General features: G+C 64.6%; 21 protein-coding genes and 3 tRNA genes. 14 read left to right on the top strand and 10 right to left on the bottom strand.

Going from position 1 to position 25,485, the window contains the following annotated elements; all coding sequences use genetic code 11:
* Window positions 1-45 precede the first annotated feature (45 nt).
* Window positions 46-639: a 5-formyltetrahydrofolate cyclo-ligase gene (locus JHC57_RS05090; RefSeq protein WP_294028919.1), complete on the top strand. Its 594-nt coding sequence runs from the start codon at window positions 46-48 to the stop codon at window positions 637-639.
* Complete coding sequence (locus tag JHC57_RS05085) at window positions 636-866, top strand: DUF2842 domain-containing protein (RefSeq protein ID WP_294028918.1); 231 nt, start codon at window positions 636-638, stop codon at window positions 864-866. The genes JHC57_RS05090 and JHC57_RS05085 overlap by 4 nt, the downstream gene beginning before the upstream one ends.
* 81 nt (window positions 867-947) lie before the next feature.
* On the opposite strand, the gene JHC57_RS05080 is transcribed toward JHC57_RS05085, so the two are convergent.
* Together JHC57_RS05080 and JHC57_RS05075 are read right to left on the bottom strand one after the other, a co-directional pair.
* A tRNA-Asp gene (locus JHC57_RS05080) sits at window positions 948-1,024 on the bottom strand.
* A gap of 43 nt (window positions 1,025-1,067) precedes the next feature.
* Window positions 1,068-2,294 carry an AI-2E family transporter gene (locus JHC57_RS05075; RefSeq protein ID WP_294028917.1) on the bottom strand — a complete coding sequence of 409 codons (1,227 nt, stop codon included), beginning with the start codon at window positions 2,292-2,294 and terminating at the stop codon, window positions 1,068-1,070.
* Window positions 2,295-2,459: 165 nt separating this feature from the next.
* Here JHC57_RS05075 and JHC57_RS05070 point away from each other — a divergent pair, with 165 nt between their 5' ends.
* The 4 genes from JHC57_RS05070 to JHC57_RS05055 all read left to right on the top strand — a co-directional run bounded on the left by JHC57_RS05070 (window position 2,460) and on the right by JHC57_RS05055 (window position 10,237).
* Window positions 2,460-3,464 carry a hypothetical protein gene (locus JHC57_RS05070; RefSeq protein ID WP_294028916.1) on the top strand — a complete coding sequence of 335 codons (1,005 nt, stop codon included), beginning with the start codon at window positions 2,460-2,462 and terminating at the stop codon, window positions 3,462-3,464.
* 11 nt (window positions 3,465-3,475) lie between these two features.
* Window positions 3,476-3,940 (top strand): hypothetical protein, encoded by a 465-nt coding sequence (locus tag JHC57_RS05065; protein ID WP_294028915.1) that lies wholly within the window; start codon window positions 3,476-3,478, stop codon window positions 3,938-3,940.
* Between the two features lie 75 nt (window positions 3,941-4,015).
* The gene (locus tag JHC57_RS05060; RefSeq protein WP_294028914.1) at window positions 4,016-5,083 is read left to right on the top strand and encodes a hypothetical protein; all 1,068 of its coding nucleotides are present in this window, start codon (window positions 4,016-4,018) and stop codon (window positions 5,081-5,083) included.
* Window positions 5,084-5,149: 66 nt separating this feature from the next.
* The gene (locus JHC57_RS05055) at window positions 5,150-10,237 is read left to right on the top strand and encodes a hypothetical protein (protein WP_294028913.1); all 5,088 of its coding nucleotides are present in this window, start codon (window positions 5,150-5,152) and stop codon (window positions 10,235-10,237) included.
* Window positions 10,238-10,300: 63 nt separating this feature from the next.
* On the opposite strand, the gene JHC57_RS05050 is transcribed toward JHC57_RS05055, so the two are convergent.
* From JHC57_RS05050 to thyA, 4 genes are all read right to left on the bottom strand, one after another.
* Window positions 10,301-11,563, bottom strand: coding sequence for a dihydrolipoamide acetyltransferase family protein (locus JHC57_RS05050; protein ID WP_294028912.1), 1,263 nt, complete (start codon window positions 11,561-11,563; stop codon window positions 10,301-10,303).
* 4 nt (window positions 11,564-11,567) lie between these two features.
* Complete coding sequence (locus JHC57_RS05045; RefSeq protein WP_294028941.1) at window positions 11,568-12,572, bottom strand: alpha-ketoacid dehydrogenase subunit beta; 1,005 nt, start codon at window positions 12,570-12,572, stop codon at window positions 11,568-11,570.
* Window positions 12,573-12,592: 20 nt separating this feature from the next.
* Entirely contained in the window at window positions 12,593-13,888 is a 1,296-nt protein-coding gene (locus tag JHC57_RS05040) for a 3-methyl-2-oxobutanoate dehydrogenase (2-methylpropanoyl-transferring) subunit alpha (protein ID WP_294028911.1), read from the bottom strand.
* Window positions 13,889-13,982: 94 nt separating this feature from the next.
* The gene (thyA, locus tag JHC57_RS05035; RefSeq protein WP_294028910.1) at window positions 13,983-14,918 is read right to left on the bottom strand and encodes a thymidylate synthase; all 936 of its coding nucleotides are present in this window, start codon (window positions 14,916-14,918) and stop codon (window positions 13,983-13,985) included.
* A gap of 142 nt (window positions 14,919-15,060) precedes the next feature.
* Here thyA and JHC57_RS05030 point away from each other — a divergent pair, with 142 nt between their 5' ends.
* Together JHC57_RS05030 and JHC57_RS05025 are read left to right on the top strand one after the other, a co-directional pair.
* The gene (locus JHC57_RS05030; RefSeq protein WP_294028909.1) at window positions 15,061-15,486 is read left to right on the top strand and encodes a JAB domain-containing protein; all 426 of its coding nucleotides are present in this window, start codon (window positions 15,061-15,063) and stop codon (window positions 15,484-15,486) included.
* Between the two features lie 107 nt (window positions 15,487-15,593).
* Window positions 15,594-15,670: transfer RNA gene (locus tag JHC57_RS05025), tRNA-Pro, on the top strand.
* 182 nt (window positions 15,671-15,852) lie between these two features.
* On the opposite strand, the gene JHC57_RS05020 is transcribed toward JHC57_RS05025, so the two are convergent.
* Window positions 15,853-16,728, bottom strand: coding sequence for an N-formylglutamate amidohydrolase (locus JHC57_RS05020; RefSeq protein WP_294028908.1), 876 nt, complete (start codon window positions 16,726-16,728; stop codon window positions 15,853-15,855).
* 142 nt (window positions 16,729-16,870) lie between these two features.
* Here JHC57_RS05020 and cpdR point away from each other — a divergent pair, with 142 nt between their 5' ends.
* Entirely contained in the window at window positions 16,871-17,248 is a 378-nt protein-coding gene (cpdR, locus tag JHC57_RS05015) for a cell cycle two-component system response regulator CpdR (protein ID WP_294028940.1), read from the top strand.
* A gap of 71 nt (window positions 17,249-17,319) precedes the next feature.
* A tRNA-Val gene (locus JHC57_RS05010) sits at window positions 17,320-17,394 on the top strand.
* Window positions 17,395-17,438: 44 nt separating this feature from the next.
* Here JHC57_RS05010 and JHC57_RS05005 read toward each other — a convergent pair.
* Entirely contained in the window at window positions 17,439-18,230 is a 792-nt protein-coding gene (locus tag JHC57_RS05005) for an SDR family oxidoreductase (RefSeq protein WP_294028907.1), read from the bottom strand.
* A 106-nt stretch (window positions 18,231-18,336) separates the two neighbouring features.
* Here JHC57_RS05005 and JHC57_RS05000 point away from each other — a divergent pair, with 106 nt between their 5' ends.
* The 4 genes from JHC57_RS05000 (at window position 18,337) to JHC57_RS04985 (ending at window position 23,576) form a co-directional block, all read left to right on the top strand.
* Complete coding sequence (locus tag JHC57_RS05000) at window positions 18,337-19,206, top strand: alpha/beta hydrolase (RefSeq protein ID WP_294028906.1); 870 nt, start codon at window positions 18,337-18,339, stop codon at window positions 19,204-19,206.
* Window positions 19,207-19,217: 11 nt separating this feature from the next.
* Complete coding sequence (locus JHC57_RS04995; RefSeq protein ID WP_294028905.1) at window positions 19,218-19,976, top strand: energy transducer TonB; 759 nt, start codon at window positions 19,218-19,220, stop codon at window positions 19,974-19,976.
* A 134-nt stretch (window positions 19,977-20,110) separates the two neighbouring features.
* Complete coding sequence (locus JHC57_RS04990; protein ID WP_294028904.1) at window positions 20,111-22,567, top strand: TonB-dependent siderophore receptor; 2,457 nt, start codon at window positions 20,111-20,113, stop codon at window positions 22,565-22,567.
* Between the two features lie 325 nt (window positions 22,568-22,892).
* Window positions 22,893-23,576, top strand: coding sequence for a Fe2+-dependent dioxygenase (locus JHC57_RS04985; protein WP_294028903.1), 684 nt, complete (start codon window positions 22,893-22,895; stop codon window positions 23,574-23,576).
* Between the two features lie 107 nt (window positions 23,577-23,683).
* On the opposite strand, the gene JHC57_RS04980 is transcribed toward JHC57_RS04985, so the two are convergent.
* The gene (locus JHC57_RS04980) at window positions 23,684-24,751 is read right to left on the bottom strand and encodes an FAD:protein FMN transferase (RefSeq protein WP_294028902.1); all 1,068 of its coding nucleotides are present in this window, start codon (window positions 24,749-24,751) and stop codon (window positions 23,684-23,686) included.
* Window positions 24,643-25,473: a DUF4198 domain-containing protein gene (locus JHC57_RS04975; protein ID WP_294028901.1), complete on the bottom strand. Its 831-nt coding sequence runs from the start codon at window positions 25,471-25,473 to the stop codon at window positions 24,643-24,645. The genes JHC57_RS04980 and JHC57_RS04975 overlap by 109 nt, the downstream gene beginning before the upstream one ends.
* Window positions 25,474-25,485 lie beyond the last annotated feature (12 nt).

The following is a 25,485-nucleotide window of genomic DNA, read 5'->3' as shown; positions in this document are numbered from 1 at the left end:
CTACGGCGGTCCCGCCAACCAGCCCGCCAAGCTCCCGAGGAGGCGATGACCGACCTGTCCGCCCACCTCGTCCAGCAGAAACAGAAATTGCGCGAGCGGTTGCGCTTTCGGCGGCAGCATTTCGTAGCAAATCTCGATGGCATGGCCCAACTGGCGGCGTTTCGCGCCATGCCGGCACCGCTTGTTGATCTCATAGCCGACCATGCGATCGTCGCCGCTTATGTCCCATGGGGTGACGAACCCGACATTCTGCCGATGTTTGCGGGCATTGCGAAGGTGGGAGCTCTTGCCCTTCCCTGCCACCGCGGACGCGTCGCCGAAATGGATTTTTCCCTATGGCGCCCGGGCGAATCGCTGGTGAAAGGTCCATGGGGTTCGCAGCAGCCGGCCGAGACTTCTCCAGTGGCGTATCCCGGTATCATCTTCTGTCCGCTCATCGGATTCGACCGGGCGGGAGGGCGCATCGGCCAGGGTGGCGGCCATTACGACCGCTATTTCGCCACACATCCCGGGCCACTGCGGATTGGCGTCGGCTGGTCGGTGCAGGAAATCGACGCTACGCCGCGTGAATCGACCGACATCGCGCTCGACGCGATATTGACCGAACAAGAATTCATCCCGTGTGGAGACCGTTTGTGAGTCAAATACCGCCTGGCCCCCAGCCAAGCTGGCGAAAACCTGCCGGCATGTTCCTGATTCTGGCGCTGATCGCCGGGTGGACGGGCATTGTCGTCAGCCTGTCACCATGGGTGGGTAGCTGGCCCGTGCTGGTGCAGGCGATCTTTTACCTTGCGGCGGGGATCGTCTGGATCCTGCCGCTGAAGCCGTTGCTGCGCTGGATGGAATTGGGGAAGTGGCGCGGTTGAAGCGCCGCGCCATTTTTCCCGATTTTCAGTGATGGAATGGTCCCAAGCTGCGGTGGCCATTCCATCCGGGAAAGGAAGGAATGGCGCGAGTGACGGGGCTCGAACCCGCGACCTCCGGCGTGACAGGCCGGCACTCTAACCAACTGAGCTACACCCGCGTGTGCTTGGGAGCCGCGCCAATATGGCCCCCGCTCCGACCTGTCAACCGTCGCTTTCATCCTGCGTGCGATTTAATCGATCGCGCACCTCGTCGGCAGTCGTCAGCGTGCCATGTTCGAAAAGGAAACCCGCGAGATCAGGCGTTCCGGTCGAAGCGAGAACCGTCTGCAAAATCAGCAGCAGCGGAACCGCAAGCAACGCCCCAGGCGTCCCCCACACCCATCCCCAGAAGCTCAAAGACACGAGAATCAGCAGCGGGTTGATCGTCAGCCGTTTGCCGAGCACGAGCGGTGTGATCAGATTCGCCTCGACCAGATGCACGCCGATGAAGATCAGCGCGGGCAAAAGCGCGAGCCCGACCGCGTCGAAGGTCATCAGCCCGCCGAGCCCCAGCAGCACCGCGGCGACGATCGGCCCCAGATAGGGCACGAAATTGCAGATGCTCACGATCCCGCCCCACATGAAGGGCGACGGCATGCCGAGCGCCCACAGCAGCAGGCTGACCGTTAGGCCCAGTATCGCGTTGATCATGGTGATCGTCGCCAGATAGTCGGCGGTCGCATCGACGACATTCTGTATCACGCGCGCGGTCTGCATCGCGCCGTCGAAGCTGCCCCGCCGCCGGATCGTTCCCTTGCGCAGCCGGGTCCAGCCCGCGAGGAAGAAGAAGATCACGAGGACAGCGAAAAAAAGCTGGATCGCCGCCGACGGTGCTGACGAGATGAAATAGTCGACCACCGAGGTCGGCGCGGTCGCTGCCACCGCCTGCGCGGTCGCCTCGGTGCCGCTGGCGACCGACATCAGCGTGCGATCGACGAAGCGTTGCAGCGTCGAATAGAAGTCGATGAGCGGCGCGAGGTTGCTCTGGATGCGGGGAATCGATTCGGGAATGCGCGCGAACCAGCCTGTCGCCGGAACGACGATGATCGCGAGCGCGGCATTGATAATCGCAAGGAAGGTCGCAAGCGCCAGGAATGCCGCGAGCGCCGACGGCAGACCGCGCCGCTCAAGCCATTCGAGCAGCGGCACCAGCGCGATTGCGATGACGATCGCAGCGGTGAGCGGGAGGAAGAATTCAGCACCGGCCTGAAGCGCGAAAGGTAGCCCAAGGCAAAATGCGGCGCCAAGGATCAGCGCGAGCGCGGCAAGCAGCCGGTCGCGGCGAAAATCGTCGATCTCGATCTGCTGGAGCGGATTGACGCGCGGCGGACGCACATCCTTGCTGCCCCGGTCCTCCGCCACCCCTGCTCTCCTCGTTAACCGCCTCATCTTACGCGCGCTTTACCCGCTGCGCCAGTCGCCCCGTTTTGCGACGAAATCTCCGGCTCCCTGTCTCCATTTGGAGCAAAGTCGGCCCTTTTACCTGCATTTTAACCAGAAATTACCCTTTATCGGCGACTGACGGCTCCAAGGACCAACCTGTTCGGAGTCAAAATGATGATGATAGCGCCCGTGGGGGGCGCGAAGCATCGGCTTCTTCCCTCTTGTTCGATCATCGCCCTGCTGGCGGCGCTTGCGCTGCCAATCCTGGCCGAAGCCGCCGGCACGCGCGCTGGCTCCACCATCAGCAACACCGCGAGCGCGAGCTTCGATACGGGCGGCGGTACGACGACGGTCGATTCGAACCGCGTCGACCTGCTCGTCGACGAAGTGCTCGACGTCACCGTCGATTCGAGCAATCCCGCCGATGTTCCGACGACCCCGGGCGCGACGGGACAGGTGCTCACCTTCTCGGTCACCAACAACGGCAACGGCGTCGAAGCCTTCGGGTTGACGACGATCGCCAATGCGGGCGGCGACAATTACGATCCTGTCGTCACCCAGACCTATCTCGACAATGGCGATGGCATCTTCGACGCCAGCGCCGACACGCTCTATACGCCCGGCGCGAACGATCCGTCGCTTGATCCCGACCAGAGCATTACCGTCTTCGTCCTCGCGACGACGCCGGGAACGGTCGTTGACGGCAATCGCGGTATCGTCAGCCTCGTTGCTGCCGCAAGGACGGGGACAGGCGATCCCGGCCGCAGCTTCGCCGGTCAGGGCGAAGGCGGCGGCGACGCGGTTGTGGGTTCAACCGGCGCCGACGGGACCGATGCGGGTGCATTCGTCGTCTCGGCCGCGACCGTTACGCTCGTCAAATCGGCAGTCGTGACCAATTCGCTCGGCACCGCCGATCCGATACCCGGGGCCTCGATCACCTATACGATCGTTGCCACGGTCGCGGGCAGCGGGTCGGTCAGCGGCCTTGCGATCACCGACAATATTCCCGCCGACACCAGCTATGCCCCCGGCTCGATCACGCTCGGCGGCAGCGGGCTGTCCGACGCGGCCGACGCCGATGCCGGAGACTATAACGGTTCGCGGATCAACGTGATGCTCGGAACCGTCGCCGGCGGCCAGACCCGCACTGTCACCTTCCGGACCCAGATAGACTGATGGAGATGCGCATGCGCACTGTTCTTTTCCTTTTGCTTGCTGCGCTTGCGCCCGCGCAGGCACTCGCCGCGAACCAGGTCACGCTCGACAATCATGTGTTCGTCGAGCGGGTCTCGACCGATGCCGCAGGCAAACAGAAGATCCTTCTCGAGGAACCGAAGGTGGTCGTTCCCGGCGATCGCCTCGTCTTCGTGCTCAACTATCGCAACGCCGGCGCGCAGCCGGCCGACAGGTTCGTGATCACCAACCCGATGCCCTCGGCGGTCCGCTTTGCGGACGCCGGCGACACGCGGCCGCTGGTCTCGGTCGACGGCGGCAAGCAGTGGGGACTGCTTTCCGACCTTTCGGTTCCGATGACCGACGGCACGCGCCGCGCCGCGCAGCCTGCCGACGTCACGCACATTCGCTGGGCTTTCCGGGATCCGATCCCGGTCGGCGGCACGGGCAAGCTCATGTTTCGGGGAGTTGTCAGATAACCAGGTGAAACAAACCGCTTAACGGTTGCCAGCGGTGGGGAAACGGCAACCAGCATAAAGCCCAGGAGCTCAGCTATGACCAGCAAGCTGACGAACATGGGTGCCATCGGTCTGGCGGCGCTTTCGAGCGTCGCCGCCACGCCGGCCTTTGCCGTCGGCACGACCGCGGGCACCACGATCACCAATACTGCCACCGTCGACTATCAGGTCGGTGGCGTCGCACAGGGACAGCAGTCGGCGTCGAACAATTTCACCGTCGACCGCAAGATCAATGTGCTTGTCGAGGAAGTCGCCGACCTCACGACCACGGTCGTGCCCGGACAGGCCAATGCCGTCACCACCTTCCAGCTCACCAACACGTCGAACGAGACGCTCGACTTCGCACTGACGGTGACGCAGCAGGTCGGCGGCACGGCGGCCCATACCGGCACCGATACGTTCAACGTCAACAATGTCCGCATCTATCGCGACAATATTGCGTCGGGCACGATCGGTAGCTGGGACGCCGGCGATACGCTGATCACCAACTATATCGACGAACTCGTCGTCGACACCGCGATTCGCCTGTTCGTCGTAGCCGATATCCCGGCAGGTCTCGTCAACAACGCCGTTGCCGGAGTCACGTTGCGCGCCACGGCACGCGAGGGCGGACTGGCCGGCACCCAAGGCGCGGCCATCACCGAAACCACGGGTGCGAACACCGCCGGAAAGGATACCGTTTTCGCCGATATCACGCCCGGCGTGGCGGGCGATGCCGCGCGCGACGGATCGCACAGCGACAATGACGACTATACGGTGCAGACCGCCACGCTCGCGGTCACCAAGACCAGCCGCATCATCTCGGATCCGGTCAACAGCACGACCAATCCGAAGCTGATCCCGGGTGCGGTCATCGAATATTGTATCGCCATCGCCAACACCGGCAGCGCCGCGGCAACGTCGGTGCTGATCACCGACCCGGTTCCGGGCCAGCTGACGTTCAATGCGGGCACGATCCTGCTCGGTGGCACGGTCACCGGCGGTGTGTGTGATTTCAACGGCGGGGCCGGTGGCAGTTATGCGGCACCGAACGTGTCGGGCACGATCGCGTCGATCGCCGCGGGCACCGCCGGCACGCTCGTTTTCCGCGCAACCGTCAACTGATCGGGTAACGGACGGGGCGGCGGGGTTCCGGCAAGTGCCGGCTCCGCTGCCTCCTTCGGGGCTTGCATGGCACTCCGCGCGAAATTTTCCGGCCTTGTGACCGCCCTGGTCGCGGCAGCGCTGCTGCCCGCGATACCCGCGGCGCGCGCGCAGGTGATCACGAACACGGCTTCGGCGCAGTGGACGCAAGACGGGCAGCCCGGTCAGGCGCTGTCGAACCGCGTCGATGTGACAGTGACGGCCCGCCCGCCGGAGCCGCCGACGATCACGACGTATCGGCTGACAGCGAGCGGCGGCAACAAGTCGGTGCCGCTTGCGCCGACGCAGTGTAACCGCCCGGCAGCGCGCAGCGCGACGAGCACGATCCCTCTCAGCGGCGTTTACGAGGGCATCTCGACCGCCCCGGCATCGCTGCAAAGCACCGACAATTTCCGTGCCGGCGAAGTGCTGGTCGTCGCGATCACGCTGGTGTCGGCGAATACCGATCCGCAGCAGCGCGACACCCTGCCCGTCATCCTTGAACTCGAAAACGGCGATCGCGAGTCGATCACGCTGACCGAAACGGCGAATAACAGCGGCGAATTCACCGGCTTCATCAACACCATGGGCGTTCCGCCCGCGATCGCGCAAGGCGATTGCCGCCTGTCGGTCGATCCCGGCGCCCCACTGTCGCTGCGCGTCACCGATCAGGCGAGCGCCAGCCTCGTCGCGCTCGCGACGATCAACTTCCTCGTCGATCCGTTCGGCATCGTCTTCGACAGCGGTGACGGCGCACCCGTTGCCGGCAGCCGCGTCACGATCGTCGATGCCGCGACCGGCCAGCCCGCACAGGTGTTTGGCGACGACGGTGTTTCGGCCTATCCATCGAGCGTCGTGACCGGACAGAGTGTCGCAGACACAGGCGGCACGACGTATAATTTCCCGCCGGGCGACTATCGCTTCCCCTTTGTCGCACCGGGGACCTATCGCTTGATCGTCGAACCGCCTGCCCCCTACACTGCGCCGTCGACCTCCAGCCCCGCAGCGCTCGCCGGCCTGCGCCGTCCCGACGACGGGCAGCCGTTCGAAATCACGGGTGCGAGCTACGGCAACCCCTTCACGCTGAGCAGCCCCGCCCCCGTGCGTGTCGACATTCCCGTCGATCGGCCGGGTCTGCCGCTGATCCTGCGCAAGACGACCTCGACGCAAGTCGCGGTACCCGGAGACGTGATCCAGTATCGCGTCGAGGTCGCCAACCGCGATACGCGTCGCAGCACCGGCACGGTCACCGTGCGCGACGTCCTCCCGGCGGATATGCGCCTGCGCACCGATACGGTGCGCGTCGACGGCGTCCGCGTCGATGCCACGGTCGAAGCAAATGGCCGAGAGTTCGCCGTCACCCTGCCCGGCATTGCTGCATCGCGCTCGGCGCTACTCACCTACCTCGCCGAAGTCATTGTGTCGGCGCAGCCGGGCAATGCGCTCAACCGCGCCACCGCCACCGACAACCGTGGATCGACCAGCAACATCGCCGAAGCAACGATTTCGATCAAACGCGACCAGCTCGGCGACCGGATGACCATCATCGGCCGGATCACCGACGGCGGCTGCACCGTCGATCCGGGCAAGGACCGCGGCATCATGGGTGTGCGCGTGATGCTGCAGGACGGCAGCTACACCGTTACCGACGAGGATGGCCGCTATCACTTCGAGGGCGTCCGTCCCGGCTTGCACGTCGTGCAGATTGATCCGTCGACGCTGCCCCTCGACCGTGAAGCCATCGATTGCGCGCGCTCCACGCAGACCGCCGGCAGCGCAATCTCGCGCTTTGTCGAAGGCCGCGGCGGTGCGCTGAAGCGCGCCGACTTCCGTGCCGTCGCCAGCACACCGCGCGCCATGCCGATCAGGGCCGTTGTCGAAACGCCAAAGGCGCTGAGCGATCCCGAAGCCGCGGGCGCCAATCGCGACTGGCTCGCAGGGCAGACACCGGGTATCGGCTGGCTGTTCCCCGACGCCGACCATAATCCGCGCGCCAAGGCGATCCGCGCCGCGATCAAGCACGTCCCGGGGCAGAAAGTATCGCTCCGCGTCAACGGCAAGCCCGCCGATCCCCTGACCTTCGAGGGCGTCAGCAAATCGGCCGACGGCAGCATTGCCGTCAGCCTGTGGCGCGGGCTCGAAATCCGCGAGGGCGAAAACCGCCTCATCGCAGAGGTGGCGGACGCCAATGGCATCATCATCGAAACGCTCGAACGCAACGTCCATTATTCGATCATCCCGATGCGCGCGACGCTGATCCGCGAAAAGTCGGTGCTGATCGCCGACGGGGTGACGCGCCCGGTGATCGCGGTGCGATTGACCGACCGCGACGGCAAGCCGATCCGCGCGGGCCTGACAGGCGATTTCAGCGTTCCCACGCCTTATTATCCCGCGGTCGAAGCCGATGCGCAGCAGGCGCGCCAGCTCGCGGGTATCGAACGCGCGCAGCCGGTGTGGAAGATCGATGGCGACGACGGCATCGCTACCATCGAGCTCGAACCGACGACCGCGTCGGGCACGCTTGCGATGGAATTCACCTTCCGCGACGACAAGGTGACGCGCAAGCAGACGATCGAAACCTGGCTCGATCCCGGCAACCGTCCGTGGACCGTCATCGGCTTTGCCGCTGGCACGCTTGGCTATAATACGCTGGGCGACCGGATGGAGCCGGTCGCGGAGACACTCGACGATCTCAACGCCGACGCCCGCCTCGCGCTCTACGCCAAGGGCCGCGTACGCGGAAAATGGCTGATGACGCTGGCCTATGACAGCGACAAGGACAAGGATGACGCCCGGTTTGGCGGCGCAATCGATCCGCGCGCCTATTACACCATATACGCCGACCGCAACGAGACGCGCTATGACGCGGCCTCGGTGCGCAAACTCTATCTGCGTCTCGAACGCCCGCAATTCTATGCGATGTTCGGTGATATCGAGACCGGAATCTCCGAACCCGAACTTGCCCGCTACCAGCGCGCGCTCAACGGCGGCAAGGCCGAATATCGCGGCCGCAATGTCGCCGCGACCGCCTTCGTCGCCGACACGCCGTACCGGTTCCGTCGCGACGAGTTTCAGGGCAATGGCGTGACCGGCCCGTACCAGCTTGGCGCGAAGGATATTTTGCCGAACAGCGAACGGATCGTTATTGAAACGCGCGACCGCTTGCACAGCGAACGCATCGTCGACAGCGTCAGCCTTTCGCGCCATGTCGACTATGACATCGACTATCTGTCGGGGACGATCCGCTTCCGTGAGCCGGTGCTCAGCCGCTCGTGGAACCTCGACCCGCAATTCATCGTTGCCGAATATGAGGTCAACGGCGTCGGCCAGCGCGTGCTCAACGCCGGCGGCCGCGTCAGCTATCAGTCGAACGACGAGAAATTGCGCGTCGGCGCAACCTTCATCCATGACGAGGACGGCAACGCCAAGACCAACCTCGGCGGCGTCGACGCACGCTATCGTCCGACCATCGAAACCGAGGTCCGCGCCGAACTCGCGGTGAGCGATGCCAAGGCGAACAACGGCGGCACGGCGGCCGACGGCACTGCCAAGGCATGGCTGATCGAGGCCGAACATCACAGCAGCAACGCCGACTTCCTCGCCTATATCCGCGAACGCGAGGCAGGGTTCGGCACCGGCCAGCTCAACAGCAGCGAGAATGGCACGCGCAAATTCGGCTTCGATGCGAGGCTCAAAGCCAGCCGCAACCTATCGGTGACCGGCAGCGCATGGCAGGAAGATTATCTCGACACCAATGCACGCCGCCGCGCGGCGCGCGCTCTGGTCGAATATGACAATAGCACCATCGTCGCACGCGCCGGGCTGACGCACGCCGACGATCGCCTGACCGATGGCAGCCGTAACCGTTCGAACATCGTCCAGCTCGGTGCGACGCAGCGACTGATGGGCAAACGCCTCGAACTCGATGCGCAGACCGAATTCGCGCTCGGCGGCAAAGATGCGAGCGTCGATTTCCCGACGCGGCACCGTCTTGGCGCGCGCTATGCGATCAATCGCGACGTCAACCTGGTCGGCAGCTACGAAATCGCCGATGGCGACACGATCAAGGCGCGCACCGCGCGGCTTGGTTTCGACCTGACGCCCTGGTCGGGGGCGCGGCTGCTCGCCACCGCAAACCAGCAGGAGATTGGCGAATATGGCCCGCGCAGCTTCGCCGCCTACGGCCTGTCGCAATCGCTGAAGTTTGGCGAGCGCGGGTCGGTCGACGTGTCGGTCGACGGCAATCGCACCATCGGGGGCATCAGCGCGCGCGACGTGCTCAATGTCGACCAGCCGGTCGCGTCGGGCGGCTTCCTCGGCGGCAACGGCACGCTGACCGAAGATTTCCTCGCGATCAGCACCGGCGCTACCTATCGCGCCGACCGCTGGACGCTGACGGGCCGTGCCGAATATCGCGATGGTGAAATCGCCAACCGTTACGGACTGACGCTGGGCGGCCTCCGCCAGCTCGGCGAGGGCCGTACATTGGGCGCGCTCTTCACTTACGCCAAGGCGAGCGGAGCCGGCACAACGCCGACAACCGAGGTCATCAATTTCGAGATGAGCTGGGCCCATCGCCCCGCGGCGTCGCGTGTATCATGGCTCAACAAGAGTGAGTTTCGTTCGGACAAGGTGCGTGATGCGGTCGCGGGCGAAGCCGGCCCGATCGGCGGCACGCTGACGATCGACGGCGACGCAACGAGCCGCCGCCTGCTCAACAGCCTGTCGGTGAACTGGACGCCGCTCGGCGATCGTGGGTTCCGCGACGGCTGGTACGAACGCGCAGAGATCGGCTTCTTCTGGGGCACCCGCTACAATTTCGACCGCTTCGGTGCGGACGACGTGAAGGGCTGGTCGAACCTGATCGGCGCCGATTTCCGCTTCAACCTTGGCGAGCATGTCGACGTCGGCGCCTCGGGCACCGTGCGCATCGGGACCGACGCCGACACCGTGAGCTGGGCGGGCGGTCCGACGGTGACGCTGGCGCCGATGACGAATGCGAACATCACCTTCGGCTATAATTTCGCAGGGTTCCACGACCGCGATTTCGAAGAGGCGCGCTTCTCGCGCTCGGGCGCCTATGTGACCTTCAAGCTGAAGTTCGACCAGACAAGCTTCGCGGGGTTGGGACTATAGCCCGCGCGCCTAGCGAAGCAATCCGGAGCGAGCGTCCACTGCCCCGGATTGCTTCGTATGGTCTCAGTCCGCGAACAGCAGGACCGGCGTTTCGATCAGCTTCTTGAGTGCCTGCACATAGCTGGCGGCATCCCAGCCATCGACGACGCGGTGGTCGCAGCTGATCGACAGGTTCATCAGCTTCGCGCGGCGAATTTCATCGCCGTCGAATACCGGCCGCTCGACGATCTTGTTCGGGCCGATGATCGCGACCTCGGGACGGTTGATCACCGGGGTCGTGGCGATCCCGCCGAGCGGCCCGAGGGAGGTGACGGTCAGCGTGCCGCCGGTCAGTTCCTCGACCTTCGCCTTGCCGGTGCGCGCGGCTTCGGCAAGGCGCGTGATCTCGCTCGCGAGCTGCCACACATTCTTGTCCTGCGCGTCGCGGATGACCGGGACCATCAGGCCGGCATCGGTCTGCGTCGCCATGCCCAGATGCACCGCACCGTACCGCGTCACCACGCCACCTTCGTCGTCGTAACGCGCGTTGATCATCGGAAACTGCGGAATGGTACGGCAGATCGCCACGATCAGGAAGGGCAGCATCGTCAGCTTCGGCCGCCCGCCGCGGTTGGCGTTGAGGTCGGCGCGCATCTCTTCGAGCGCGGTGACGTCCATTTCCTCGACATAGGTGAAATGCGGGATCGCGCGCTTCGACGCCGCCATATTCTCGGCGATCTTGCGGCGCATGCCGATGATCTTGATCGGCTCGTCGGCGCGCGCGCGGCTGGCGCCGGGCGCATGATAGCCCTGCCCGCCACTGTAACGCAGGAAGGCGTCGAGGTCGGCATGGCGAATGCGGTCACCTTCGGCCTGAACCTGCGAAAGGTCGACACCGAGGTCCTTGGCGCGGGCGCGGACGGCCGGCGATGCGAGCACGGCGCGGCTGTGCTCGGCGGCGGCGGGCACCGGGGCCGGAGCGGGCGCCGGCGCGGGAGCGGCCACCGTGGCAGCGACCTCGGCCACCGAAATCTCCTCAGCACCCGGCGTTTCCGCAACGACCTCCTGTTCCGCCCGCGTATCAGCCGGCGGCGCTTCGGCATCGCCGTCGGTCTCGATCACGGCGAGCGTCGAACCAATCGGGATCAGGTCGCCGACCTCGCCCGCCAGTTCGACGACGATCCCCGAAACGGGCGATTCCATTTCGACGGTCGCCTTGTCGGTCATCATGTCGGCAAGCTGCGCATCTTCCTCGACGCGCTCGCCAATCTTGACGTGCCAGGCGACGATCTCGGCTTCGGCAATGCCTTCGCCGATGTCGGGCAGACGGAATGAATAACGGGCCATGGCGTCAGTCCTTCAAAATCTTGGTCAGCGCGGTCGCGATGCGTACCGGGCCGGGGAAATAGGCCCATTCGAGGCTATGCGGATAAGGCGTGTCGAAGCCGGTCACGCGTTCGACCGGAGCCTCGAGATGATAGAAGCAGCGCTCCTGCACCAGCGCGGCGAGTTCGGCGCCGAAGCCCGAGGTGCGCGTCGCTTCGTGGATGATCAAGCAGCGGCCGGTTTTCTTCACCGACGTTTCGATCGCCTCGATATCGAGCGGCAGCAGCGTGCGGAGATCGATGATTTCGGCATCGATGCCCATTTCCTCGACGATCGTCTTGGTGACGTGAACCATCGTGCCATAGGCAAGGATCGTCAGCGCCTCACCCTCGCGCACTGTCGCAGCTTTGCCGAGTTCGATGCGGTAATAATCCTCCGGCACCGCGCTCGCGTCATGCTTCGACCAAGGCTCGACCGGACGGTCATAATAGCCGCTGAACGGGCCGTTATAAATTCGCTTCGGTTCGAGGAAGACGACGGGGTCGTTGTCCTCGATCGCCGCGATCAGCAGGCCCTTGGCATCATAGGGGTTCGACGGGATCACCGTCTTCACCCCGCAGATGTGCGTCATGATGCTTTCGGGCGACTGGCTGTGTGTCTGGCCACCGAAAATGCCGCCGCCGAACGGCGTGCGCACGGTCATCGGGCAGATGAAGTCCGCGGCCGAGCGGTAACGCAGGCGGGCCGCCTCGCTGACCAACTGGTCGAGCCCAGGGTAGATATAGTCGGCGAACTGGATCTCGGGGACCGGCCGCAGGCCATAGGCGCCCATGCCGACCGCGACGCCGATGATGCCGCATTCGTTGATCGGCGTATCGAACACACGCGTCTTGCCGTGCTTTTTCTGCAGGCCTGCCGTGGCGCGGAAAACACCGCCGAAAAACCCGACGTCCTCGCCCATCACGACCATCTTGTCGTCGCGCCCCAGCATGACGTCCATGGCGCTGTTGATCGCCTCGATCATGTTCATGGTTTTCGTCTCGCCGGTCATCATTCGGGCTTCCAGTTGGGGCCGAACTTGGCCTCTTGCTCGGCGAGCATCTGATCGCACTGTTCCTTGAGGTGCCAAGGCATCTCTTCGAACACATCCTCGAACATCGTCTCGAACGGCTGATGCATACCGTGGCCGAGAATGCCGAGCTTTTCCGACTGTTTCTGGGTCGTTTTCACCAGATCGTCGAGTTCCTTCGCTTGCGCCTCGTGGCGTTCGGCATTCCATTCGCCGATCGTCTCGAGATGCTGGCGAAGCCGTGCGATCGGGTCGCCGAGCGGCCAAGCGGTGGCTTCGTCGGCGGCGCGATAGGCGCTCGGATCGTCGGAGGTGCTGTGCCCCTCGCTGCGATAGGTGAAATGCTCGATCAGCGTCGGGCCGTTATTCGTGCGTGCCCGGTCGGCCGCCCACTGCGTTGCGGCATATACCGCGAGCGGGTCGTTGCCGTCGATGCGGAGGCCGGCAATGCCATAGCCCACCGCGCGCGCGGCAAAAGTCGTCCGCTCGCCGCCAGCAAAGCCCGAGAAGCTCGAAATCGCCCACTGGTTGTTCACGACGTTGAAGATGACCGGCGCATTATAAACGGTCGCAAAAGTCAGCGCCGAGTGGAAGTCGCCCTCCGCCGACGAGCCTTCGCCGCACCACACGGTCGCAATACGGCTGTCACCCTTCGATGCCGAGGCCATCGCCCAGCCCACAGCTTGCGGATATTGCGTCGCAAGGTTGCCCGAGACGCTGAAGAAGCCATGTTCGGGTGCCGAATACATGATCGGCAACTGGCGACCGAGCAGATGGTCGCCGCGGTTCGAATAGATCTGGTTCATCATCTGGATCAGCGGATAGTCGCGCGTGATCAGAATGCCCTGCTGGCGATAGCTCGGAAAAACCATGTCGGTCCGGTCGATCGCCATCGTCGACGCCACCGAGGTCGCTTCCTCGCCAGTGCACTTCATGTAGAAGCTGGTCTTGCCCTGCCGCTGCGCGCGAAACATACGATCGTCGAACGCCCGCGTCAGCATCATGTTTCGCAGCATCGTGCGCAGCCGCTCGGGCGACAGCTTCGGATCCCACTGCCCTTTCGCCTGCCCGTCGAAATCGAGCACGCGCACGAGACCATAGCTCAACTCGCGCATCGCGTCGGGCCTGGTCGCTTCGCTCGGGCGCGGCGTCGCTTCGACCGCAGGAACTTCGATATCGCCAAAGTCCGGGGTATCGCCGGGGCGATAGCGCGGCTCGGGGATATGAAGCGACAGCGGCGGCAAATTGCTCGCCGGGCGCCGAGGCGTCTCAGGCATATCTTCTTCCCTTTGAAGGCGCGAATCGGCGCCTAGTTATATTTCAACACGGCGACATATTATTACCGCCTCCATACGAATGCAATGGCGCGCGTCAGACCGCGACGGGCGCAGAAATATGCGCCTGCGGCGCATAATCCTCGACCGCAAAATCCTCGAAACGGTAATCGAAAATGCTTGAGGGCCGACGAAGGATGTGCAGCTTCGGCGCGCCCTCGGGTACACGCCGCAACTGCTGTTCGACCAGTTCGGCATGATTGAGATAGAGATGGACGTCACCCCCGGTCCACACGACCTCATGCGCGTACAAATCACATTGCTGCGCTATCATCCGCGTCAGCAGCGCCGCCTCGAAGATGTTGAACGCGAACCCGAGGCCAAGGTCGCACGAGCGCTGAAACAGCAGGCACGACAGCCCGCCATCGCTGCGAACGTGGAACTGATAGGTCATGTGACAGGGCGGTAGTGCCATGTGATCGAGATCGGCAACGTTCCAGCCGGTGAGGATATGCCGCCGCGATCCCGGATTGTTGCGGAGCGAATCGATGAGCCCAGCGATCTGGTTGTGCCCCTGTCCGGATAGGCGAAACAGCCCCTCACCCGCAGGTTCATAGCGCGGCCAGTTCACCCACTGGTGACCATAGACGGGGCCGAGGCCGCCCCACTCGGCCGCGAAAGCCGCGTCGGCGACGATTCGCGCCTCGAAATCTTCGGCGCTGATATCGTCGTCGGTCGCCTTGCGATATTTATCGAGTGGCCAATCGGTCCAGATCTTCACGCCCTGCGCGACCAACGACCGGATATTCGTGTCGCCCGTGAGAAACCACAACATCTCGCGCAGCGCCGTCTTCCAATAGACGCGCTTCGTCGTGAGCAGCGGTATCGCATCGTCTTTCAGCGAGAATCGCATCGTCTCGCCGAATAACGATCGCGTCCCGACGCCGGTGCGGTCGACACGCTCATCGCCCTCGATCCAGACGCGGCGCATCAGATCGAGATATTGCAGTTCATAATGGATGGAATCAGGCAAGACTCACTCCCGGTGTTAGCCTCACATTGCTAGGCCCCGCACCGCCGGCGGACAAGGGAGCAGCCGATGCCGGACCCCAAAGCCTCCGATGCGGGGCAGTCGGACGTTTGGAATCCTGCGCGCAGGGCGCATGGGCGTCGCCGTGAGCCGGTTCGCCCCCCTCGATAAAGTGCCCTGCCCGGCGCTCGCCGGTTTCGTCTCCCGCGAGGTGGAGGATGATATCGCGCACCTGTTGCTGCGCCCGCTGTTCGACGAGGAACGCGAGGCGCTGCTTCTGCTCGGCTTCGACGCTTTCGGTCGGCTGGTACACCTCGAACGCATCGAGGGCGACACGACCGGGCGCTGCATCATCGCGCCGTACCGCTGGCGCGCATTGGTAGAGGCTGGCATCCGGACCGCCCTGATGGCGCATAATCACCCGTCGGGCATTGCCTTGCCAAGCGACGCCGACATCGCGGCGACGCACGAGGCCGCGCTTTTCCTGCGAACAATGGGTATCGATCTCGTCGATCATCTGATTTTTGTTGCTGACGGTCATTTCAGCTTTCGAACTGCCGAAAGGCTCTAGTTGCAGCAATCCTCTTCGATGTGCCGATTGGCGCTTGAAGTTCGCAGATTGCACGTCTAGAGGACCGCCCTGCCTTCGCGGCGACCCCGGTCGGCGCGCAGATCGGTCGGGGAGTAGCTCAGCCTGGTAGAGCACTGTCTTCGGGAGGCAGGGGCCGGAGGTTCGAATCCTCTCTCCCCGACCAATTTTCTGCATATTGCAGATTCTGTACTGTCGCTTCTTGTAAGTCGGCGAACAAACCCCTAAATTCAAACTACGCCGCCATGGTTTTCCCCCTTTCCATCGCGGCGAGTGTCCCGTCAGCTTTGACGCGGGCGCGTCCTCCCTGGACCCTGGCCACCTCGTACTTCGGTACGAGGTGGTTTTTTATTCAGCAGCTTGCGGGAATATTTCGGCTTCGGGTCGCGCGCCGCCCAGATCGGTGACGAGTTCCGCAAACCAGCGCGAAAGCCGCGACACCCGCCTGCTGTCGGGGGTGCGATCGGCAGCCAGATAGAGGCTGCGATCGATTTCGATCTGTATCGCCTGGACCCCGTCGCCCCGACGGCTGTGCGTGCGGATGATATGCCCGCCAGCGTAGGGTTGGTTGCGCGAGACGGTCTCCCCCAATTCTTCCGCACGCGCCATCACCTGGTCGACCAGCCAGTCGTCGGCGGTTCCACCGAAATGATCGCCGACGACGAGTCGCGCACCATGCCCGGGCTGCCCGGCCGGAATCGGAGGCATCGAATGGAGATCGATCAGGATCGCATGACCGAACCGGTCGCGCGTGCGCGCCAGCTCGTCCGCCAGCGCGGCGTGATAGGGCCGATGAAAGGATTCGAGCCGCCAATGCAGTGCGGCGCCGTCGATAGGCCGCTTCCACAAAGGTCCGCAATCGGCGAGCCGCGTCGGCACGACGCCGAGCCCCGCCCGCTCCTTGCGGCCCGGCGCCGAGAATTGCGCGCGCAGCGGCATTGCGACCTCGCCCGGCGCCATCTGTCCCTCACCGCGATTGAGGTCGGCGACCGCCCGCGCCCACAGCGCCTGCACCACGGTGGCGCCCGCAGCGACGGCGCCCGCAGCGATCAGATCGCACCAGCCGTCCTCTAGTCGTTCGAGCTGCGACCGCTCGACGCGCGCCGCCGCCAGTACCTCTGACGGATACAGACGCCCCGCATGCGGTACAGAGACGACGACGGGTCCGCTCGCCGCGGGCCGGTTGACAGCGATGGCGGAGGACAGGATGCTGCGGGATGGCATTTACCACGAGTGGCAAAAAAAGCGCGGCGAATCCAGCATCGCGCGTGAATTTGTTAAATCTCTGACGCTATACCGGCTTATGAACGAGGGATGCAGCCAGGCGGAACCGGCTGCTCCGGACGACCAGGGAACAGACTTTAACATGATTCGTATCTTGCTGGCCGAAGACGACGATGTGATGCGCGAGTATCTTGCCCGCGCGCTGACCAGCGCCGGCTATCATGTCACCGCCGTCGACCGCGGCACGGCCGCTGTCCCCTATATCGATTCGGGAACGTTCGACCTGCTCCTTTCGGATATTGTGATGCCCGAAATGGACGGGATCGAGCTCGCCCAGCATACGGCGAAGGCCGCACCGCAGACGCAGGTCATGTTCATCACCGGCTTTGCCGCAGTTTCGCTGCGCGCTGAGGAAAATGTGCCGCAGGCAAAGTTGCTGTCGAAGCCCTTCCACCTCAAGGACCTTGTCCGTGAAGTCGACAAGCTCTTCGGCCGCGCCGACCGGTCGAGCCAACAATAACGACACGGTCATGCGTGAAGGGCTTGCCAAGCCGCATCGAGGCCTTTAGGGGGCGCGTCACCCCAACGGATGGGCGTGTAGCTCAGTGGTAGAGCACTGTGTTGACATCGCAGGGGTCGCAAGTTCAATCCTTGCCACGCCCACCATTAAAAACGCCGCCATCCCAACAGGGCTGGCGGCGTTTTTGCTGTCAGGCCATTCCCTTTGCCAGATCACCGCGCGATGCGTCGCCGATCTGGCTGCCGCCGTCGCAATCGAGGATCGTGCCGGTGATATAACCTGCGGCGGGCGAGCAGAGGAACACCGCCGATTCGGCAACTTCCTCGATCTTGCCCCAGCGCTTCATCGCGATCCGGTCGTAATGCGACTGGCGCGTCTCCGCATCCGGGGCGAGCCGCTTCATACCTTCGGTATCGGCGATCGGCCCCGGCGAGATGCCGTTGACGCGGACTTCGGGACCCCATTCGAGCGCGAGTACGCGAATCAGCTGGTTGATCCCTGCCTTGGCCGCGCAGGCGTGCGCCTGCAGCGCCGACGCATTGACCGCCTGTCCCGCGGTGATCGCGATCAGCGACGCGCCGGGCCGATTGAGTAGATCGTGACATCCGCGAAACACATTGAAGGTGCCATTGAGATCGATGTCGACCACGGTGCGAAAGGCATTGGCCGACATGCCGAGCACCGGGGCGAGGAAATTGCCCGCCGCACCCGAGATCACGATGTCCATCGGGCCGAGCTTGTCGGCCACCTCCTCCATCACGCCGCGAATCGCGCCATAGTCGCGCACGTCGCCCGACAGGCCGAGAGCACCCGCGCCGATTTCCTCCGCCGCGCGGGCCGCCTTGTCGGGGTCGCGCCCCGCCACCGCGACCTTCGCCCCCAGTTCGGCAAATCGCTTGGCGATGCCGAGATTGATGCCGCTCGTGCCCCCGGCAACGAACGCGGTCTTTCCGGCCAGCAGATTATCGCGGAACGTTGTCATGCCTCTCTCCCTTGCCTCATATCCGAAGACCGATGGCACCGATGCGGGGTTGACGGATCGAAACCAGTCGCCTTTTGAAACTGGAACAGACAGCAAGGACGATCCGATGGCAAGTGCCGGCCCTACTTCGAATAGTTTCATCTCCCAGCGGCTGAAGCTTCACTATGTTGACTGGGGTAATCCGGACGCGCCACCGCTCTTGCTCGTCCATGGCGGCCGCGACCATTGCCGCAACTGGGACTGGGTCGCCGAAAAGCTGCGCGACCGCTATCACATTATCGCGCCCGACCTGCGCGGCCATGGCGACAGCGCTTGGTCGCCCGACGGCAACTACGCGATGGACACGTTTGTCTATGACCTCGCCCAGCTGATCCACCAGCTTGACCTCGGTCCGCTTTCGATCGTCGCGCATTCGATGGGCGGAAACATCGCGCTGCGCTACACCGGCCTTTATCCCGACAATGTCAGCAAGCTCGTCGCGATCGAAGGGCTCGGTCCCTCGCCCAAGGTGCTCGCCGAGCGCGCGAAGACCGGCTATTCCGAGCGCTTCCGCAAATGGATCGACGACAAGAGGCAGGCAGCAGGCCGCACCCCGCGCCGCTATGCGACCCTCGACGATGCGTTCGCACGCATGATGGGTGAGAACAGCTATCTGACCGAAGCGCAGGCGCGCCACCTTACGATCCACGGTATCAGCCGCAACGAAGACGGCACCTGGGGCTGGAAGTTCGACAATTATCTCAACGTCTGGCCCGCGTTTGACATGCCGCAGGACGACATCGCCGCGCTGTGGGGCGCGATCGCCTGCCCGACGCTACTCCTTTATGGCGCGAACAGCTGGGCCTCGAACCCCGAGCGTGACGGACGGCTCGAGCATTTCAACACCGCTAAGGTGATCGAGTTCGAAAATGCCGGTCACTGGCTACACCACGACCAGTTCGACCGGTTCATGTCCACGCTAGAGGATTTCCTCTAGACAGATCGCCGTTGCGCACGGCAGGCGTGCGCCTGGAACGCGCGATGGGCTACACCGGACAACCGACAGGACGGCAGCGGGCGATCGCCGGCGGCGGCGCATTGCTTGTCGCACTGGCTGTCGGCGTCGGTCTCGCGAGCGGGCTCGATCTGCAAGTGATCCGCTCGGCCAGCAACGCGATCAGCGCGATCACCCTCCCCGCGCCCGAGCGGCGGCAAGAAGAGCCGGTGCCCGCGCCCGCTGTCGACGAGACGCCAAGCGGGAAGGCATCGGCGGCCGGCAAACACGCCGAAGCTGCTCCGGTCGCGGCTCCCGAGCCGAAGATCCTTCCGCCGAAACCGCCGCCACTCGCCGCCGCGCCGCAGCCGGGCACCGGAAAACAGCCCTCCGCGGGAGCAACGCCGGATCCTGGGCCCGGATCGGGCGCAGGCGGGCGCGGCGCCGGCACCGGTGCCGGCGGATCGGGCAATGGAACGGGCGGAGGAACCAGGGCGGTGTGGCGAAGCGGTGCGATCCGGGACCGCGACTATCCGAAGTCCGCCAGCCGCGCGAAGGTGGGCGGCGAGGTCGAAGTGCGCTTCACAATCGAAGCGAGCGGCCGCGTTACCGGCTGCCGCGTTTCGCGGTCGAGCGGCGATGCCGCGCTCGACGCGACAACCTGCCGCCTGATCGAAGAGCGCTTCCGCTTCAAACCGGCAACCGACGCGGCCGGCGACGCGGTCGCGAGTTCCTACGGCTGGCGGCAGAGCTGGTGGCTTGAGCGGCGGTAGGTGTAATTTGTCGATCGTTGCGCACATCGGGACGCAATTGCGACAATATCGCGAATGATTCGCATTAGAGTTGACATTGCAAGCGACTCTCAATAGCGGCGCCTCCGAACCAATCACAAAACAGGGGGTTTACCGTGAAGCCATCGTCATCCGCTTCGTTCCTCGCGCTCTCCTGCGTGGGCAGCCTGATCAGCGCGCCCGCGCTCGCAGCCAACGCCGACGCGGCGCAGGATGCGCCGGGCGGCCGCAGCGACATCATCGTCAGCGGCACGCTCGCGACCGAGGTGGAATCGCCCAAATCGACCGCGCCGATCGTCGATACGCCGCAGACGGTCACGGTCGTGTCGCAGGAACAGATCCGCCAGCAGAATCTGCTGACGCTCCGCGATGCGCTCACGACGATCCCCGGCATCACCTTCGGCGCCGGCGAAGGCGGCGGCGGCTATGGCGACTCGATCAACCTGCGCGGCTATTCGGCGAACAACGACCTGACCGTCGACGGCGTGCGCGACAGCGCGCAGTACAGCCGCACCGACCCGTTCAACCTGCAGCAGATCGAGGTCTATAACGGCGCCAACTCGGTCTTCAACGGATCGGGCAGCGTCGGCGGCACGATCAACCTCGTCAGCAAGATCCCCTTCGCGCGCAACGCGACGACGGTGCAGGCGGCGGTCGGCACCGACAATTATTATCGCGCCGCGGTCGACAGCAACTGGCGGGTGAGCGACCTGATCGCGGTTCGCATCAACGCGATGTATCACGAGAATGACGTGCCCGGCCGCGACGTCGAATCCTACCGGCGCTGGGGCGTCGCGCCGTCGATCACGCTCGGCGTCGACAGCGACACCAGCCTGACGCTCGCCTATATCCACCAGGACGACGACAACACGCCGATCTATGGCGTCCCCTTCTTCCTCAGCGGCGTGAACGACGGCCCGCTCGCCGGCGTCGACGACAGCGACTATTTCGGCATCGTCAATCTCGACGAACAGAAGACCAAGGTCGATCGCCTGACCGCGACCTTCCGCCACGCATTCAGCGACAATGTCTCGATCCGCAACCTGACCCGCTGGCAGCGCGTGCACCAGTACAGCCAGACGAGCGCGCCGCAGGGCGTCTTCTGTCTTGCGAGCGGGCTGCAGCCGATCGGCGGCGGCGCCAACGCGACGGTCGGCAGCGCCTGCCCGACCGGCCAGAATACGCCGGGCTTCTATTATCCGGCCGGCCCGCGCGGCCTTGTCCGCGATCAGGTCAACGACCTGGTCCACAACCAGACCGACCTCACCGTCGTCAGCGGCGCGAAGGGCGGCCTGTTCAACACGCTCGTGATCGGCGCGTCCTACACGCAGGAAGATTATTCGATCGAGAATGCGCAGCTGCTGCGCAACCCTGACGGCGCGACGCCCAACCCGGCGCAGCCCCCGATCAGCCTGTCGAACCCGAACACGGTCTGGACCGGCCCGGTGAACTATATCCGCACCGGCAACAGCTATGGCGACACACGCAACCTTGCCGTCTACGCGTTCGACACGCTCGAAATCTCGCCGATGTTCGAGCTGAATGCCGGCCTCCGCTATGAAAGCGTGCGGACGGTCTTCCGCGCCGACACGGTGACGACGCCCGCAGCCGGTGCCGTCTACACGCGCGGCGCCGAGCAGATCAGCGACGAAAATCTCTTTTCCTGGCGTTTTGGCGCGGTCTTCCATCCGGTCGAGAATGTCAGCCTGTACGCGGCCTATGGCAATGCCAAGACGCCGACCTCGGCGACCGTGCGCGCGGGCTGCGGCCTGGCGGCAACGCCGGGCGCGGCCGATCCGTGCGCGGTGGCGCCCGAAAAGGCGCGGACCTACGAGATCGGGGCCAAGGCCGAGCTGTTCGACAGGAAGCTGCTGCTGACCGCCGCGCTGTTCCGCAACGAGCGCACCAATTTCCGCACGCCGTCGAACGACCCCGCACAGCCCAACTCGCTGCAGGTGCTCGACGGCAAATCGCGCGTCGACGGCCTCGCGCTCGGCATCAGCGGCAATGTCACGCCCGAATGGGCGATCTTCGCCAATTACACCTATCTCGACAGCGAAGTGCGACAGAGTGTCTCGGATTACTGCCTCGCCAACCCCGATCCGCAGCCGCTCACGGTTCCGGCCCGCGCGCCTTGCAACAACACCGCCGCGCTTCGCGATCCGCAGGCCGGCGATCGGCTGATCCAGACGCCGAAGCATTCGGGCAGCCTGTTCACGACCTATGTATTCCCGTTCGGGCTACAGATCGGTTATGGCCTTACCTATCAGGGCAAATTCGCGACCAACCAGCGCAACGTCGCGCAACGGACGCAGTTCATGGTCGACGACTATCTGATCCACCGCGCTTTCGTCTCGTATGACTTCAGGAACGGTCTGGTGGCGCAGCTCAACATCAGCAACCTGACGAACGAGGATTATTACACCGGCGTCCGCAATAATGTCGGTGCTGGCGTGGTAGCGCCGAACGGCAGCGCGACCCCCGGTGCTGTCACGGGCGGCGCCGTATCGGGCGGCTGGGCGACCCCCGGCGACTCGCGCTCGGCGGTGTTCAGCCTGTTCTACAACTTCTGATCCCGATGGGCGGGCGCGGCGATTGCCGTTCCCGCCCCTTTCAGCTCAGGGTCGGAATCCATGAATTGCACGTTCGAGGTTTGAAGCGATTTTGCTCGGGGCGAGGAGGCAAGGCGCAGGAATATGTCGATATTTCAATACTTTCCGACGAAGCCATGGGCAAAACCGATCAAATCCCGAAGGGACGCCGAAATGGCTTCGATCTCGCATCCACGCGGCCCTGCGGGTAGCGATGCTACCCGCGGCATCCGCCTGAACGCGATATCTTCGCCATTTCGACGCCTCGAACGTGCAATTCATGGATTCCGACCCTAGAAGCGGCGCCATGATCCGCATCATTCCCGACGTGCTCGACGCCGACGGCGTCGCAAAGCTCCGCTCGATTCTCGACGCCGCCGACTGGATCGACGGCAACGAGACGTCGGGTCCGCAGGCTGCGCTGGCGAAGCGCAACCGGCAGCTTCCCGAATTCGGCGAAGCCGCCGCGGAGGCGGGGCGCATCGTTCTCGACGCGCTGGGCCGCGCACCCCTGTTCATCGCGGCGGCGCTGCCGCTCAAAATCTATCCGCCCTATTTCAACCGCTATGCGGGCGGCGAGAATTTCGGCGACCATATCGACAATGCGATCCGTATGCGGCGCGGCAGCGATTTCCGCATGCGCAGCGACCTGTCGGCAACGCTGTTCCTTGCCGATCCCGACAGCTATGACGGCGGCGGCCTCGTCATCGAAGGCTTTGCGCAAGAGCCGGGTCTGAAATTGCCCGCCGGCCATATGATCCTCTATCCGTCGACGACCGTTCATCGCGTCGAACCCGTCACATCGGGAACGCGCGTGGCCAGCTTCATGTGGATCCAGTCGATGGTGCGCGACCAAGGGCAGCGCAACCTGCTGTTCGACCTCGACATCGGGGTTCAGGGCGCGGCAGCGGCGCTCGGTCAGGGCGATGCGACGGTCGTTCGCCTGACGGGGGTCTATCACAATCTGCTGCGGCAGTGGGCCGACAGCTAATGGACAGTGTTTGAATTTACTCGTCATCCCGGACTTGATCCGGGATTCATAACTTCCGTGCGGCAATAGATCCCGGATCAAGTCCGGGATGACGATATAATGGAACTCTAGTCCATCATCGTGCGCCAGGCGCGCGATATATATTCGCGGTCGCCCTCAACGATACAGGCGGCGAGACCCTGTGCCTCGGCCAGCGCGAGCGCCGCCTGCGGCCCCAGCACGGTCAGCGCCGTTGCCCATCCGTCAGCCACCATGCACTGGCGATGCAGCACCGTGACCGAAGAAACGCCGTTGACGATCGGGCGCCCCGATGCGGGGTCGAAGCTGTGCGAATAATGCTCGCCATCCATACTGAAATAGCGGCGATAATTACCCGAGGTCGCGACCGACAGATCGTGCAGCGCGACACGACAGCCGGGAAGCGAGCAGGTCGGCGGCATTTCGACATCGACCCACCACGGCTGGCCATCGGGCCGGATTCCCTCGCCGCGCAGTTCGCCGCCGACCTCGAGCAGGAAGTGCCGTACGCCCTGCCCCAGCAGCCATTCGGCGGCGAGGTCGACGCCATAGCCCTTCGCGATGCCCGAAAGGTCGAGCGCCGCCGCCTCACCGCGCCGGATGCGCCGCGTCGCGGGGTCGAATTCGATCGTCCGTCTTGCGGGCGGATCGCTGGCGACGGGGGGATGGCCGACCGGACCCGCGCTACCGAATCCCCATGCATCGGTGATGCGGCCAAGACCCGGATCGAAGGCGCCGCCGCTCGCGCGTGCAATGTCAAGCGCCTCCCCGACGACATGGCCGAACTCGGCGGGAATATCGTGCCATTCGCCGGGTGCGGCGCAGTTGAAGCGTGAAAGGTCGGAGTCCGGTTCCCACTGGCTCATCTGCGCGACGACGCGGTCGAGCGCCGCCTGCACGCCGGCCTCCGTCTCCGCAGGCGGCGATACCGCCTGCAGCGACCAGCTTGTCCCCATCGTCTCGCCGGAAAAGCTTTCGACGATCGCCCCGGCGTCACGCCCGGCAAAGGCCGCGGGCGTGAGCGCGCGGGGGATCAGGATGCGGTCGGTCAGGGTGCCAGCACTTCCAGCGTCGTGACATAGCTCGCGCGGCGCTGCGGTGCCGGCTCGGGCGCGCCCTCTTCGCGCCCGGCCTGCGGCGTCGTGACGTTCAGCCAATAGAGGCCGGGTTCGGCCCAGTTGACGACCACCTCGCCGTCGGCGCCGGTCCTGAGGTCCATCTGCCCGAGCTGGTCGCGATAGCGGATACCGCCGGGGATCACCGTGACCGGCAGGCCCGCGGCGGGTTTGCCGTCGAGCAGGAACCGGAAGGTCGCCGCCTCGCCCGCGATGAGATCGTTGGGATGCGTCACCGGGACGAGCTCGATCCCCTTGCCCGTCGGCTTGAACAAGGTCGTCGTCGGTTCGCCGACGGTCACGAAAATCTCGTTGCGATTGTTCGCCTCGGCGGTCTTCACATTGGTTGCGCCGGCGGGGATGCGCTCGGCGAGATTGGCGGCCGTGGTCCCGCGCGGCAGGCGCTCGGTCTTGCCGTTCAGGTCATAGCTGCCCATCAGCATGTCCGCGACCGAAGCGATGCGCCATGTCCCCTTCTGCGTCAGATGGACGTCGAAGGTGCTGCGATAGCGCCCCGTCGCCCTGTTTTCGATCGCCGCCTCGCTGCCGTCGGGCGCCCATGCCTTCATCGCGTCGAGGCGGAGCGGCTGGTGCTCGAAATAGAAGAGGTCGTTCGACACCGCGGCGTCGACGGTGACCCAGACGTCATCGCCCGAGAGGACGGTCGACGACGGCAGCATCCATTGACGATGCGCCGAGGCCGGAACGGCGACCAGCGCCGCGAGCGCGGCGGTCGCGGTGAAACTCCAGATTCGCTTCTTCATATCCCTGTCCTT

It is taken from the genome of Sphingopyxis sp., assembly GCF_016463645.1.
In the GTDB taxonomy this organism is placed as follows: domain Bacteria; phylum Pseudomonadota; class Alphaproteobacteria; order Sphingomonadales; family Sphingomonadaceae; genus Sphingopyxis.
This window is presented reverse-complemented; position numbering and strand designations above follow the sequence as displayed.